The organism is Cupriavidus plantarum, assembly GCF_905397285.1.
Lineage (GTDB): Bacteria > Pseudomonadota > Gammaproteobacteria > Burkholderiales > Burkholderiaceae > Cupriavidus > Cupriavidus plantarum.
This window is the reverse complement of record NZ_CAJPUX010000011.1, coordinates 15,850-30,862: the sequence shown is the minus strand read 5'-3', so window position 1 is coordinate 30,862 and position 15,013 is coordinate 15,850. Positions and strand designations below refer to the sequence as shown.

Sequence of the window (15,013 nt, the reverse complement as noted above, 5' to 3'; positions counted from 1 at the left end):
CCGATGCGCGGCTTTTTTTTGGCGCCGATCCCTCAGACGTACACCACCTTGTATCGCTTGCCGATGCGTTCCCACTCGTCGGCCTCTTGCGCAAGGCTGTATTCGACGAGCGGATTCGCATCGATCCACGCCTTCGGCAACCGCACCTCGAAGCCCTCGTCGAGCGCGTCCGCGCGCTGGCTCACGCGAATGTCGGGCAGCTTGGCATCGGAGCGCCTGCGGCACAGCACGAAGGCGAGGCGCAGGCTGAACAGCATGCGCCAGTCCAGGAACTTGCCGCTGCCGGACAGCTTGCCCAGCTTGCCCGCATGGCCAAGCAGCAGCGTGGCAAGGCGCGCCTGATCGGTCTTCGAGAAGCCCGGCATGTCGGCATGGGTCGCGATATACGCCGAGTGCTTGTGGTAACCGCCGTGCGAGATCGACATGCCGATCTCGTGCAGGCTCGCCGCCCAGCCAAGCAGCGCGAGGTTGTCCTCGCGGCGCTCATGCGGCGGCTCGGGAAACTGCGCGAGCAGCTCGCGCGCGGCCGCGCCCACGCGCTCCGCCTGCGCGCGATCCACCGCGTAGCGGCGCATGAACTGATCGACCGTCACCGTGCGCATGTCCTCGTGGTGACTGCGGCCCAGCAGGTCGTACAGCACGCCGAGGCGTAACGCGCCGTCGGTCACGTCCATGCGGTCGATATCGAGTTCGGCGAACACGCCGAGCATGATCGACAGACCGCCCGGCAACACGGGGATGCGGTCGGCCTTGAGACCGGCCAGCTTCACGCGATTCGCATTCTCCGCCTTGACCAGCGCGCGCTTGAGCCGCTCCAGCCCTTCCCGCGTGATGCCATGGTCGGCGGGATTGTCGTTCATGCCGTTGAGCTCGATGAGCTCGGCCAGCGCGCGCGCGGTACCCGAAGATCCCACGGCCTGCTGCCAGCCCGCCGCGCGGTACTGGCGCACGAGCACCTGGATTTCGCGGCGCGCGGCCAGCTCGGCCTGCTTCATCGCGTACTCGTCGACATTGCCGCTCGGGAAGAACTGACGGCTGTGCGAGACGCAGCCGATATACAGGCTCTCCATCAGCTTCGACTGGTAGCCGCTGCCGATGATGAACTCTGTCGACCCACCGCCGATATCCACTACGAGGCGATTGCCCTGGCAGGCCGGCGCGTCGTGCGAGGCGCCGAGGTAGATCAGCCGCGCTTCCTCGCGGCCCGCGATGACCTCGATCGGAAAACCGAGCGCATGCTCGGCCTCGATCAGGAACTCGGGGGCATTGCGCGCGACGCGCAGCGTATTGGTGGCCACCGCGCGCACGTGCTCGGGCGCGAAGTCCCGCAGCCGGTCACCGAAGCGGCGCAGCGCGTCGATGCCGCGCCGGCGCGCGGGCTGGTCGAGGTATTTGTCGGGCGTCAGGCCGGCCGCGAGGCGCACGGGTTCGCGCAGGGCATCGACCTGGAAGATCTGGCTGGCTGGGCCGGAAGCCGTCGGGGTCTCGTCAACCCGCCCGATCATCAGGCGGAAGCTGTTGGAGCCCATATCTACGGCGGCCAGCAGGCGTGGTGTCTGTGTCATTGCTAGTGTGAAGCACGGGGTGGCGGGATCGACGGGTGGCGCCACCGCATCAAACCCCGTAAATTATGTCTTCGTCATGTCCGGAGCATGACAAATCCAAAGTGTCATGTAAATGACACACAACTATGGAAAAGTCGCCACATTCCGAAAAAGAACATTCATGACCATGTCGACGACTGCGCCCGGTACCCTGCTTAACCGCGAACTGGGTATCCTCGAATTCAACGCGCGCGTCCTGGCGCAAGCCGCCGACCCCAACGTCCCGCTGCTGGAAAGGCTCAAGTTCATCTGCATCGTTTCCAGCAACCTCGATGAATTCTTCGAAATCCGGATGGCGGGTCTCAAGGAGCAGATCCGCGACAACCCATCGGGCACCACGCCGGATGGGCTTTCGTTCCTGCAAACCTATCAACTGGTCACAGAACGCACGCAGCGCCTCGTTGCCTCGCAGTATGACATGCTGCAGAACGTCATATTCCCCGCGCTCGAGCAGGAAGGCGTCTACTTCCACCTCATGGGCACGTGGACCGACGTGCAGCGCGAGTGGGCGCGCGACTTCTTCGTGCGTGAACTCGGTCCGGTGCTCACGCCGATCGCGCTCGATCCCGCGCATCCCTTCCCGCGCGTGCTCAACAAGAGCCTGAACTTCGTCGTCGAACTGTCCGGCAAGGACGCCTTCGGCCGCGATGCGGACCTCGCCATCGTGCAGGCCCCGCGCGCGCTGCCACGCGTCGTCAAGATGCCGGAGAAGCTGTCGGGCTACCCGTATGGCTTCGTCATGCTCTCGTCGTTCATGCAGGCCTTCGTGCACGAGCTGTTCCCGGCCATCGCCGTGGAGGGATGCTACCAGTTTCGCGTGACGCGCAACTCCGACCTGTTCGTCTCCGAAGACGACATCACCGATCTGCGCGAGGCGCTGCAGGGCGAACTGCCCGCGCGCCATTTCGGCGATACGGTGCGGCTCGAGGTGTCCTCCGACACGCCTCCCCCGCTCGCGCGCCGGCTGCTGCTGGAATCGGGACTCGGCGAGCAGGATCTGTATCGCGTCAGCGGCCCCGTGAATCTCGTGCGGCTCATGCAGATTCCCGATCTGATCGATCGGCCCACGCTCAAGTACCCGCCACACGTGCCGGCTCCGGTCAGGGCCTTTCCGCCGGGCGCGCCCATGTTCGATGTCATTCGCCATCAGGACGTTCTGCTGCACCATCCGTTCGAGAGCTTTACGTCGGTGCTCGATCTGCTGCAGCTGGCCGCATCGGATCCGAACGTCGTGGCGATCAAGCAGACCGTCTATCGCACCGGCAACGAATCCGCGGTGATGGAAGCGCTCATGTCCGCGGCGCGCAACGGCAAGGAAGTCACCGTCGTGGTGGAACTGCTCGCGCGCTTCGACGAAGAGACCAACATCAACTGGGCGGAGCGGCTCGAGTCCGCGGGCGCCCACGTGGTGTACGGCGTGGTCGGCCACAAGTGCCACGCGAAGATGCTGCTGATCGTCCGGCGGGAGCCGAGCGATGGCAAGAGCATCGTCAAGGGCAAGGCCGTGCAGCTGCGCCGCTACGCTCACCTGGGCACCGGCAACTATCATCCGCGCACCGCACGGCTCTACACCGACTTTGGTCTGCTGACCGCGGACGAGAAAATCTGCGAGGACGTGCATCACGTGTTCCAGCTGCTGACCGGCACAGCGGGCACGATTCGGCTGAACCATCTGTGGCAGTCGCCGTTCACGATGCATAGCAACCTCGTCGACCACATCCGCAACGAGGCGCGCAACGCGCGCGCGGGCAAACCGGCGCGGATCATCGCCAAGATGAACGCGCTGCTGGAGCCGTCGATCATCGAGGAACTGTACAAGGCGTCCCGCGCGGGCGTGAAGATCGACCTGATCGTGCGCGGCGTCTGCGCGCTGCGGCCCGGTGTGCCCGACATGTCCGAGAACATCACGGTACGCTCGATCGTCGGACGTTTTCTCGAACACCATCGCGTCTACTACTTCCGGGCGAACGGCGACGACGTGCTCTATCTGTCCAGCGCGGACTGGATGGACCGCAACCTGTTCCGCCGCGTGGAGGTCGCGTTCCCGATCCTCGACCGCGCGCTCAAGGCGCGTGTGATCAAGGAAGGGTTGCAGGTGCATCTGCGCGACAACACGACCGCATGGATCATGCAGCCCGATGGCGAGTACGCGCGCAGGCCGTCGCGCGCGAAGAAGCCGTTCGTGAGCCAGCTTGCGCTGCTGGAGTGGTTCGGCAGCTGACGCGCGCGTGTCTGTTCGTGTGTGGGAGGGGAGATGGCAAAGATGTGTTGAGATCGTGTGGACGGGACGGCCGGGTCCTTAGACTTTGCCATCCCCAACACGGATTCCCATGTCATGAATGCCAAGCTCCTGTCCCTGCTGCTGATCGCCAGCAGCACCCTGCTCGTCATGCGGGCCCATGCCGCCAGCGGCACCATCACCTTCAACGGCAAGGTCAATACCAGCACCTGCAAGATCAACGGCCTGGCCGATGGCGCTGCCGATATTCACGTCGCGCTGCCTACCGTCTCCGCCGATGCGCTGAAGACGCCGGGTGCGACCGCGGGTCTCACGCCGTTCACGATGCGGCTCACTGGCTGCGATCCGAAAGCGGGCCGCGTGTCGGCGAACTTCGAGCCGAGTACCAATCTCGATCTCACAACGGGTCATCTGAAACTGGACAGCGGCGCGGGAATGTCCGGCGGCTCGGCCGCCACGAACGTGCAGATCGCCCTGCTCAATGGCGACGGCAGCCGCATCAGCCTCAATGGCGGTAACCAGAATGCGATGTCCGCGATCGTCGAGGCCGATGGCAGCGCCACGCTGAAGTATGCGGCGGAGTATGTGGCCACCGGCCCCGCGCTCGGCGGCATCGCGACGGCGCGCGTGCTCTACACGATCACTTACCAGTAAGCGCGGCCACGCTCGCGGTTGCAGCGGTTCTCTTCATGGCGTATCGATTCGCACCTGCCGCAATGCGGGTGGCCATTGCCGCCGCGCTGGCCGTCTCCGTTCCGGCGCAGGCGTCGATTGTTCTCGACAACACGCGCGTGGTCTACCACGGGCCGGACGCGGAGGCCACGGTCCGCCTGACCAATGGGGGCAGCCAGCCTGCGCTCGCGCAGGTGTGGATCGACGCGGGCGATGCCGCGGCGTCCCCCGCGGCGATCGATGTGCCATTCGTGGTGACGCCGCCGATCGCGCGCATCGACCCGGGCAAGGGACAGACGCTCCGGATCGTGTATGCGGGGGACCCGCTGCCGGGCGATCGGGAGTCGCTGTTCTTTCTCAACGTCCTCGAGGTGCCGCCGCGGCCCACGGGGGATGCCGCGCAAGGCAACCTGCTGTACATGGCGTTCCGCACGCGGATCAAGCTGTTCTTTCGGCCTGCCAAGCTGGCCGGCTCCGCCGCCGAAGCGCCCGCGCACGTGACATGGCGCGTTGCGCGCGTCGATGGCCGCATGGCGCTCGAGGCTACGAATCCCACTCCGTATCACGTGACGCTTGTCGACATTGGGTTAACGAATGGCGGTGGGGCCGATGGAGGCCATCGGGACGATGGCCGGGATGACGGGCGCGAGCCCATCGGCGGCATGCTTGCCCCCGGCGAGTCCAGGCGGTTCCCGCTCGACGGCGCACGGCCCGCCCCCGGCACGCGTGTGCGATTCGGCGCCATCAACGACTATGGCGGTACGTCGTACCTGTCCGGGTCCCTTTCTGGATCCCTGTCTTGGACGCCGTCCGTGGACCGGTCGGCGGCAGCGGATTAGGATCGCCGGGAACGACACGTGGCACCTCCGTACTGGTTTTCGTAATGCGCGCCGCCCGCCCCGCGCGTGCCGCGGCCATGGCGCTCGCACTCGTCGCCGCCACCGCGCCCGCGCCCACCGGCGCGGCGCGTAACGAGGCGACGATGCTCGCCGCCGTCGAATTCGACATGGGCTTTCTGCGCGGCGACGGCCCGCCCATCGACGGCGCGCGCTTCGCCTACGGCAACCCCGTGCAACCGGGCGTGCATCCGCTCGCGCTCCACCTCAATGGCCGCCGGATTGGACGCGCGGACATCCGCCTCGACCATGTGAACGGCTACGGCGCCCTGCCCCAGCCCTGCATCGACCGCGCGCTGCTCACGCGGCTCGGCGTCGATACCGCACGGCTGACGCGGGAGGCCACGGCGGCACTGACCGGCCCGGCAGAGACATGCCATCCGATCGACACGTTGATCGACGGCGCCACCGCGCATGTCGACATGAGCGACTTCCGCATGGACATCGGCGTGCCGCAGGTCGCTCTCGCCACGCGCGCGCGCGGATCCATCGACCCAGACGAATGGGACGACGGCGTGACCGCCGCCATGCTGCGTTATGACGCGAGCGTCTACGGCACACGTTACTCGCAAGCCAGCGCGGGCACCTCCATGCAGGCCTATGCAGGGTTGCGTGGCGGCATCAATCTCGGCCCGTGGCGCCTGCGCCATGACGGCAATCTTAGCGCTGCCTCGCGGGATGGTGGCGATGGCCGCACCACATACCGCACCACGTACCGCGCCATGCAAACGTCGCTGCAACGCGCGATCGCCCCGCTCGACAGCCAGCTCACCGTCGGCGACGGCTTCACCGATGGCACGCTGTTCGACAGTGTGGGCTTCCGCGGCATCCGCCTCGCCAGCGACGACCGCATGCTGCCCGAATCGCGGCGCGGCTTCGCACCCGCCGTGCGCGGCATGGCAAACACCAACGCGCGCGTGCAGATTCGCCAGCACGGCACGCTGCTCTACGAGACCACCGTCGCGCCGGGCGCATTCGAGATCGGCGATCTGTATCCCACGGGCTACGGCGGTGACCTGGACGTCAGCGTCACGGAAGCGGACGGCAGCGTGCGCGCGTGGCGCGTGCCATTCACGGCCACGGTCCAGGCGCTGCGCCCCGGTGTCACGCGCATGGCCCTGACGGTCGGCCAACACCGGGTCGGACAACACCGGGTCGGACAACACCGGGCGGGGCAATATCGGGCCAATCAAGGCCGACAGTCTTCGAGCGACGCCACGCCGTGGCTCGCGCAGGCCACGGTGCGCCATGGCCTCACCAATCTCGTGACACTGGAGGGCGGCATCGCGGCATCGCGGGACTATGCGGCCCTCGCGGCCGGCGTCGCGCTGAACACCGCGTACGGCGCATTCGCGGCCGACATCACGCAAACGTTCGCCGCCTCGGCCGACGGCACCACCCACCGGGGCCAGCGCCTGCGGGTTGCCTATCAACGGACTTTCCCGCTCACCGGCACAAGCGTGTCGCTGTCAGGCTACCGCCTCGCTGGCGACGGCTATCTCTCGCTCGCGGACGCCATCGCGCCGAGGCATGCGCCGTCTCCCGACATGGCAATGACCATGCAGCCCATCGGCCGCGTGCAGGCGATCGTCAATCAGCCGATCGGCACACAACACGGGACGTTCTATCTCTCCGGCTCGATGCAGACCTTCCGCCATCGCGACGGACGCCACGGCCAATTCCAGATCGGCTACAGCCATCGCCTGGGTCGCGTCCACTACAGCCTGTCCGCCGCACGATTGCTGGATATGGACGCAGGCCGATGGGACACGCGTGTCATGCTGACGCTCGGCGTGCCGCTCGGCGACGGCACGCACCGGCCCTATGCGGGCTCGGCCCTCACCTACGACCCGCGTGGGCACCTGACCGCGCAGCAGAGCCTGACCGGCACCGCGGGGCGCGACAACACGCTGGCCTACGGCGTCACGGCAACCGCGAGCCGCATCGCCAATGCCGGCGGCCCACGCGAAGCGTACGGCGCAAGCGCCAACGCCGCCTACGTCGGCACCCTCGCCGCGATCAACGGCAACGCCGGCGTGGCCTCCGGCTATCGGCAGGCGGGTGGCGGCATCTCCGGCATGATCGTCGGATATGCGGGCGGCCTCGCGCTTTCGCCCGCGCAGGGCGACACGCTGGCGGTCGTGGAAGCCGACGATGCGCCGGGCGCGCGTATCGCCTCGGCCAGCGGCATGCGCGTCGGCCCATGGGGACGCGCCGTGGTCTCGAACCTGCAGCCGTTTTCGCGCAATGCCATCGAAATCGATCCGCGCGGGCTGCCGCTGAGCGTGGAACTGAAAACCGATACGCACCATGTCGCGCCGACCGCCGGCGCGGTGGTCCGCGCGCGCTTCGATGCGCATCGCTCGGGGCGGCCCGCGCTGATCCGCGCGCGCATGGCGGACGGCCTGCCCATGTCCTTCGGCGCGGAGATCTTCGCGGCGGACGGCCGCGCGCTCGGCACCGTCGCGCAGGGCGGACGGGCGTTGGTGCGTGGACTGATGGAGGACGCGGGCGCCCTCACGGTGACATGGGGCGCCGGGCCGCACGAGCAGTGCGTGCTCGACTATGTGCTCGCCGGGGGCTCCTCCGACCTGCCGGCAGGCGAAGGAACGTGCAGACGGTAGCCCGAATTCGCTGACAGGCTAAGCCACCTGCCGCGTCTCGTCTTCCGGCGCGTAGCCGCTGCGGTCCTCGGGGAAGATGATGCGGAAGGTACTGCCGCGACCGAGTTCGCTGGTCACCCGCAGATCGGCATGGTGGCGCGACAGCACGTGCTTGACGATGGCGAGTCCGAGGCCCGTGCCGCCCGTGTCGCGCGACCGGCTGCGGTCGACGCGATAGAACCGCTCCGTCAGACGCGGGATATGCTCGGGCGCGATGCCGAGCCCCGTATCGCTGACCGAGAACACCGAATGGCCATCGGTAAACTTCATGCGGATGGCGATGCGGCCGCCGTCCGGCGTGTAGCGCACGGCGTTGGAAACGAGATTGCCCAGCGCGGACAGCAACTCGAGCTCGGCACCGCGCAACACCACGGCTGGATCGATATCCACTTCGATGCGATGCCGCTGCTGCGACAGCGCCTCCGCGTCGTGCACGAGGTGCGCGGCCAGCGCGGCCACGTTGATGCGGTCGAACGTCGGCGCCTGCGCGTCGCTTTCGAGCTTGGCGAGCGCCAGCAGATCCTCGACGATGCGCTGCATGCGCATCGACTGCACGAGCATCATGTCGATGTATCGATGGCGGTCCTCCTCGGAAACCGGCAGGTCGCGCACCGTTTCCAGAAAACCCGTCAACACGGTCAGCGGCGTCTTGAGTTCGTGCGAAACGTTCGCTACGAAATCGCGCCGCATGGCTTCGGTGTTCTCCACCTTGGTGATGTCCTGGGTCAGCACGAGCTTTCGGTTCTCGCCATAGGGAAGGATCTGCACGGCCGTCACGTTGCGCTTGTGCTCGCCCATGTCGCGCATGACGAGCGGCTCGTCGTAACGTTCGCGCGTGAGGTACTGCACGAACTCGGGGCGCCGGATCAGATGCGTGATGCGCTGCCGCACGTCGCGCCGCGCGTTGAGGCCGAAGTGCTGCTCGGCCACGCCGTTGCACCATTCGATCTGGTCGGCGTCGTCGAGCATCAGCACACCGTATGGCGATGCCTGGATGGCCTGAATGAAACGTGTATGCTGCTGCTCCACCTGGAGCACCTGCGTGCGCCAGCGCTTGACGAGCCGGTGCAAGCGGTAATAGACCTCGCCCCAGATACCCAGCGCGCTCGGAATCTCGCCATAGGCGGGCGCGTCGAGGACCTTCCACAGCCGGTTGATCTGGAACAGGTAGTAGCCCAGCAGCGCGAAGAGCATCGCGCACAGGGCGAGCAACGCCGGCACCGCACCGGAGAACATGTAGATCGCCGCCGCGATGACGGCGAGGCTGATCAGGGCGGCCGCGGATCGGGCCCAGATGATATTCATGCGGAGGTCAGGGAATCGAACGGCTTCAGACGGCGCTTTCGGCGGCGCTCACAGGAAGCCACCGCGTTTGCGACGGAGTGTGCCACGGAATGATCCCCGTGGCACGGCATGGCGAATCCCCTCGACGGGTCAGTGGTTCGGCGAACGGGCCAGGCGATAACCGCTGCCGCGTACTGTCTCGATCATGTTGCTGTAGCCGCCTGGCGTGAGCGCGGCGCGCAGGCGCTTGATATGGACATCCACCGTACGTTCCTCGACAAAGACGTGGTCGCCCCATACCTGGTCGAGCAGCTGCGAGCGGCTATGCACGCGCTCCGGATGCGTCATCAGGAAGTGCAGCAGCCGGAACTCGGTGGGGCCGAGGTCAAGCTTCAGCGGGCCGGAGTCGTCCTGTCCGGTCACGCGGTGCGTGGCCGGATCGAGCCGCAGGCCGTTGATCGCCACCACGTCGTCGGTCAGCTGCGGCGCGCGGCGGCGCAGCACGGCCTTGATGCGCGCGAGCAGTTCTTTCGGGGAGAACGGCTTGGTCACGTAGTCATCGGCGCCGGCTTCCAGGCCCATGACCTTGTCCTGCTCTTCGCTGCGGGCCGTCAGCATGATGATCGGAATCTGCTTGGTGCGATCGTTGGAGCGAAGCTCCTTGGCGAAGGTCGCACCCGACTTGCCGGGAAGCATCCAGTCCAGAAGCACGAGGTCGGGCAGGACGTCGCTCATCAGGGAAAGGGCTTGCTCGGCGTTATAGGCCCGGATCGGGTAATGTCCCGCGTGCTGCAGGTTGACGGCGATCAGTTCCGCGATCGCCGGTTCATCCTCGACAACGAGAATACTGCTTGGCATGTAATTTTTCTCCGCTATCAGTCCCGCACCGCGTCAGCTCAGCGCTTCCCGCTCCATGTCTTCACGGGAGGCGTGGCGAACGTCGGTACCCTTCACGATGTAGATGATGAACTCCGCGATATTCTTGGCATGATCGCCGATCCGCTCCACCGCCTTGGCGATGAACAGGAAGTCGAGTGCCACAGAGATCGTACGCGGGTCTTCCATCATGTACGTAATCAGCTTGCGCACGAACGCGCGGAATTCGTCGTCGATCGCCTTGTCGTCCTTGACGATGCGGGCGGCGGCGACGGTGTCCAGACGCGCGAAGGCGTCCAGCGCCTGGCGCAGCAGTTGAATCGCCATCTCTCCGGACAGCTTCACTTCCGAATAATTGATCGTGTGCGCGGCCGCATCTTCCATGATGTGCTTGGTGCGCTTGGCGATCTTTTCGGCCTCGTCGCCCGCGCGCTCGAGGTTCGTGATCGTCTTGGAAATCGCCATCACCAGGCGCAGGTCGCGCGCGGTCGGCTGGCGGCGCGCGATGATGTTGTTGCAGTCGGCATCGATTTCGACCTCGAGCGCATTGAGCTGCAGCTCGCGCGCGATCACGCGGTCCGCCATCTCGCTGTCGAAATCGGCCAGCGCGCGCATCGCCGTTTCGATCTGCGACTCCACCAGACCACCCATCTGCAGCAGCTTGGTGTTGATGGCGTTCAGTTCGGCATCGAACTGGGTCGAGAGGTGCTTGTCAGTCATGGTGTTCTCCTGGCCGCTCTGCGTGCATCACGCACTATGTTACGACGTCCGTTGATCCGTCAAACGCTTGGCATTAACCGAAGCGGCCGGTGATGTAGTCTTCCGTTTCCTTGCGGTGCGGCTTGATGAAGATCTTCTCGGTCTCGCCGAACTCGATCAGTTCGCCCAGATACATGTACGCGGTGTAATCCGAGCAACGGGCGGCCTGCTGCATGTTGTGGGTGACGATCACCACGGTGTACTCGTCCTTGAGCTCGGCGATCAGTTCCTCGATGCGGCCCGTCGAAATCGGGTCCAGCGCCGAGCACGGCTCGTCCAGCAGCAGGACTTCGGGACGGATGGCGATGCCGCGCGCGATGCACAGGCGCTGCTGCTGGCCGCCGGAGAGGCCGTAGCCCGACTGGTGCAGCTTGTCCTTGGCCTCGTTCCACAGCGCGGCCTTGGACAGCGCCCATTCCACGCGGTCGTCCATCTCCGAGCGCGACAGCTTCTCGAACAGTCGCACGCCAAACGCGATGTTGTCGTAGATGGACATCGGGAACGGCGTCGGCTTCTGGAACACCATCCCGACCTTGGCGCGCAGCAGCGCGATGTCCTGCTTGCTCGTCAGCAGGTTCTCGCCGTCCATGTTGATCTCGCCCTCGGCGCGTTGCTCCGGGTACAGCGCGAACATCTTGTTGAACGTGCGCAGCAGCGTGGACTTGCCGCACCCTGACGGGCCGATGAACGCCGTGACCTTGCGGTCCGGGATCGACATGTTGATGTGCTTGAGCGCGTGGAACTGGCCGTAGTAGAAGTTCAGATCGCGCACGTCGATCTTGGCGCGGACGGTATCGGGAATGTCGATGACGGTAGAGGTCATGGTCATTGTCTCGCTTGAATTCGGTTATTTCTTGAACAGCATGCGCGCGATGATGTTCAGCGCCAGCACACCGACAGTGATCAGGAAAACGCCAGCCCAGGCCAGTTGCTGCCATTCCGTGAAGGGGCTCATCGCGAAGCGGAAGATCGTCACGGGAAGGTTGGCCATCGGCTTGTCGAGGTCCGTGCTCCAGAACTGATTGGAGAGCGCCGTGAACAGCAGCGGCGCGGTCTCGCCGGCGATACGCGCCACCGCCAGCAGCACGCCGGTGATAATGCCCGCGTACGAGGACTTGACCGTGATCGACATCACCATCTTCCACTTCGGCGTGCCGAGCGCCACCGCGGCTTCACGGAGCGCATTCGGCACGAGGTTCAGCATGTTCTCGGTGGTGCGCACGACGATCGGCACCTGGAGCAGCGCCAGCGCGCAGATGCCCGCCCAGGCCGAGAAATGGCCCATGCGGGTCACCACGAGCGCGTAGACAAACAGGCCGATCACGATCGACGGCGCCGACAGCAGGATGTCGTTGATGAAGCGGATAAGGCTGGCCAGCATGTTCTTCTGGCCGTATTCGGCGAGGTAGATGCCCGCGAGCACGCCCAGCGGCGTGCCGATCAGCGTGGCGACGCCCACCATCACGAAGCTGCCGAAAATCGCGTTGGCCAGACCGCCGCCGGCGGTGTTCGGGGCCGGCGTCATCTGCGTGAACAGATCGAGCGACAGGCCGCCAATACCCAGCGAGATCGTGGTCCAGAGAATCCACATCAGCCAGAACAGGCCGAAGGCCATCGCGCCGAGCGATGCGGTCAGCGCGTACAGGTTGGTTCGGCGGCGCGAGCCTTGCAGGCGCGCGCGAACGGCGTCGGCATCGGGCCGGACCGCGGGAATGGAAGAAGTCGCCATGGCTTGACTAGCTTGGTTCATTTGCCCCCCTCGTTCTTCGCAAGGCGCAGCAGCAGCAGTTTGGAGAGGGCCAGCACGACGAACGTGATGAAGAACAGGATCAGGCCCAGTTCCATCAGCGCGGCCGTATGCAGGCCCGGCCCTGCTTCGGCGAACTCGTTGGCGAGGGCCGAGGTGATGCTGTTACCCGGCGCGAACAGCGACGCGCTGTCGAGCAGGTTCGTATTGCCGATGACGAAGGTCACGGCCATCGTCTCGCCGAGCGCGCGGCCCAGGCCGAGCATCACGCCGCCGATGACACCGGCGCGCGTGTAGGGCAACACCACGCGCCACATCACTTCCCACGTCGTGCAGCCCACGCCGTAAGCGGATTCCTTCAGCAGCGTGGGCGTGACTTCGAACACGTCGCGCATCACCGAGGCGATGTACGGGATGATCATGATCGCCAGGATCACGCCCGCGCACAGCAGGCCGATGCCGAGCGGCGCGCCCTGGAACAGCTTGCCGATCACGGGCACCTGCCCGATGGTCGAGGAGAGCGGCTTCTGGAAATATTCGCCGAAGATCGGCGCGAACACGAGCAGGCCCCACATGCCGTAGACGATCGACGGCACCGCGGCGAGGAGCTCGATGGCGGTACCGAGCGGTCGACGCAGCCAGGCCGGCGACAGCTCGGTGAGAAACAGGGCGATGCCGAAGCTGACCGGCACGGCGATGATGAGGGCGATCAGGGAGGTCACGATCGTGCCGTAGATCGGCACCAGCGCGCCGTACACGTCCGCGGGGGGATCCCACTCGGCGTTCCACAGGAAGCCGATGCCGAACTGCTTGATCGACGGCCATGCGCTGATGGCCAGCGAAACGATGATGCCGCCCAGCAGCAGCAACGTCACGATGGCGGCGCCGCGGGTCAGCCCGCCGAACAGGATGTCGCCGGTGCGGCTTGGTGGCCGTACGGCCGGAAGATCGGACGAAGTCGCCATGGTGGAATCGAGGTTACGTTGAACAACGGCCGGGCCGCCGGGGCCCGGCCAGTGACACGGCTTAATACAGCGCCTTGCCCGAAGCGTCCTTCACCGAGGTCTTCCACGTGTTGCGGATCTGGTTCACGACCGATTCCGGCAGCGGCACGTAGTCGAGGTCGGTCGCCATCGCGCCGCCGCTCTTGTAGGCCCAGTCGAAGAACTTCAGCACTTCCGTGCCCTGCGCGGCCTTGTCCTGGCTCTTGTGCACCAGGATGAAGGTCGCGCCGGCGATCGGCCATGCGCCCTTGCCCGGCTGGTTGGTCAGGATCTGGTAGTACGTCTTGCTCCAGTCCGCACCTGCGGCGGCGGCGCGGAACGCGTCGTCGCTCGGCTGCACCGTTTCACCGGCCGTGTTCTTCATGTTCAGGTGCGTCATCTTGTTCTGCTTGGCGTACGCGTATTCCACGTAGCCAATCGCGCCGTTCAGACGCTGCACGAACGCGGCGACGCCTTCGTTACCCTTGCCGCCCGTGCCGCCGCCCGGCCAGTTCACGGTCGTGCCTTCGCCCACCGTGTTCTTCCAGTCGGCACTGGCCTTCGCCAGGTAGTTCGTGAAGATGAAGGTCGTGCCCGAACCGTCGGCGCGGCGCACCGGCAGAATGTCCTGGTTCGGCAGCTTGACCTTCGGGTTCAGCGAGGCGATCGCGGGATCGTCCCACTTCTTGATCTTGCCCAGGTAGATGTTCGCCAGCACTTCGCCGGTGATGACGAGTTCGCCCGGCTTCACGCCTTGCAGGTTGATCACGGGCACCACGCCGCCGATCACCGTCGGGAACTGGACGAGGCCTTGCTTGGCCAGTTCATCGTCCTTCAGCGGCGCGTCCGAAGCACCGAAATCGACCGTCTTGGCGCCGATCTGCTTCAGGCCGCCCGACGAACCGATCGATTGATAGTTGACCTTGTTACCCGTTGCTTTTTGGTAGGCATCTGCCCATTTGGAATACACGGGCGCCGGGAACGAGGCGCCTGCACCGGTAATTTCCGCCGCGAACGCAGTACCTGCTACCACCATCGAAACGATGCCTGCCACGGCAGTCTTGACCAGCTTCATATGTCCTCCAGAGAACATGGTTGGGGAATGACAAATTTTTGACAAGTCGAACTGTATGCCGTCTGTATGACAGTTCCGTGACATCACGCAATGTTCTTCAAAAGTCGCCTGGCGTGGCGGTGGGTGGCTGTCAGAGGTCCCCCGGCCGACCGGACGCGACCGCGTGGAGGGGTGTCATATCCGGCGGTTAATTGAAATATCTGGCAAAAAATAAG

The 15,013-nt window shown here is 65.6% G+C and carries 12 protein-coding genes; 4 read left to right on the top strand and 8 right to left on the bottom strand.

Translation table 11 applies throughout. The features are described 5' to 3' along the window. Window positions 1-32: 32 nt before the first annotated feature. On the bottom strand, window positions 33-1,565 hold the full coding sequence (ppx, locus tag KHP16_RS26070) for an exopolyphosphatase (protein ID WP_109580665.1): 1,533 nt from the start codon (window positions 1,563-1,565) through the stop codon (window positions 33-35). 166 nt (window positions 1,566-1,731) lie between these two features. Here ppx and ppk1 point away from each other — a divergent pair, with 166 nt between their 5' ends. From ppk1 to KHP16_RS26050, 4 genes are all read left to right on the top strand, one after another. Then, window positions 1,732-3,825, top strand: coding sequence for a polyphosphate kinase 1 (gene ppk1, locus KHP16_RS26065; RefSeq protein WP_115952905.1), 2,094 nt, complete (start codon window positions 1,732-1,734; stop codon window positions 3,823-3,825). 114 nt (window positions 3,826-3,939) lie between these two features. Then, window positions 3,940-4,497 carry a fimbrial protein gene (locus KHP16_RS26060; protein ID WP_109580663.1) on the top strand — a complete coding sequence of 186 codons (558 nt, stop codon included), beginning with the start codon at window positions 3,940-3,942 and terminating at the stop codon, window positions 4,495-4,497. Window positions 4,498-4,532: 35 nt separating this feature from the next. After that, entirely contained in the window at window positions 4,533-5,354 is an 822-nt protein-coding gene (locus KHP16_RS26055; RefSeq protein WP_211961433.1) for a fimbrial biogenesis chaperone, read from the top strand. Between the two features lie 44 nt (window positions 5,355-5,398). Then, on the top strand, window positions 5,399-8,035 hold the full coding sequence (locus KHP16_RS26050; protein ID WP_211961432.1) for a fimbria/pilus outer membrane usher protein: 2,637 nt from the start codon (window positions 5,399-5,401) through the stop codon (window positions 8,033-8,035). A gap of 18 nt (window positions 8,036-8,053) precedes the next feature. Here the strand turns inward: KHP16_RS26050 and phoR are convergent, their stop codons facing one another. The 7 genes from phoR to pstS form a co-directional block, all read right to left on the bottom strand. Beyond that, window positions 8,054-9,379, bottom strand: coding sequence for a phosphate regulon sensor histidine kinase PhoR (gene phoR, locus KHP16_RS26045; protein ID WP_109580660.1), 1,326 nt, complete (start codon window positions 9,377-9,379; stop codon window positions 8,054-8,056). A 129-nt stretch (window positions 9,380-9,508) separates the two neighbouring features. Then, window positions 9,509-10,216: a phosphate regulon transcriptional regulator PhoB gene (gene phoB, locus KHP16_RS26040; RefSeq protein WP_109580659.1), complete on the bottom strand. Its 708-nt coding sequence runs from the start codon at window positions 10,214-10,216 to the stop codon at window positions 9,509-9,511. Window positions 10,217-10,249: 33 nt separating this feature from the next. Continuing rightward, a complete protein-coding gene (gene phoU, locus KHP16_RS26035) occupies window positions 10,250-10,954 on the bottom strand; it encodes a phosphate signaling complex protein PhoU (RefSeq protein WP_109580658.1) in 705 nt (234 codons plus the stop codon). Between the two features lie 73 nt (window positions 10,955-11,027). After that, window positions 11,028-11,816: a phosphate ABC transporter ATP-binding protein PstB gene (gene pstB / locus KHP16_RS26030; RefSeq protein ID WP_109582615.1), complete on the bottom strand. Its 789-nt coding sequence runs from the start codon at window positions 11,814-11,816 to the stop codon at window positions 11,028-11,030. A gap of 24 nt (window positions 11,817-11,840) precedes the next feature. Further along, the gene (gene pstA, locus KHP16_RS26025) at window positions 11,841-12,743 is read right to left on the bottom strand and encodes a phosphate ABC transporter permease PstA (protein WP_109580657.1); all 903 of its coding nucleotides are present in this window, start codon (window positions 12,741-12,743) and stop codon (window positions 11,841-11,843) included. Further along, entirely contained in the window at window positions 12,740-13,705 is a 966-nt protein-coding gene (gene pstC, locus KHP16_RS26020; RefSeq protein WP_109580656.1) for a phosphate ABC transporter permease PstC, read from the bottom strand. Before pstC ends, pstA begins: the two co-directional genes overlap by 4 nt. A 61-nt stretch (window positions 13,706-13,766) precedes the next feature. After that, the gene (pstS, locus tag KHP16_RS26015) at window positions 13,767-14,798 is read right to left on the bottom strand and encodes a phosphate ABC transporter substrate-binding protein PstS (RefSeq protein ID WP_115952528.1); all 1,032 of its coding nucleotides are present in this window, start codon (window positions 14,796-14,798) and stop codon (window positions 13,767-13,769) included. Window positions 14,799-15,013 lie beyond the last annotated feature (215 nt).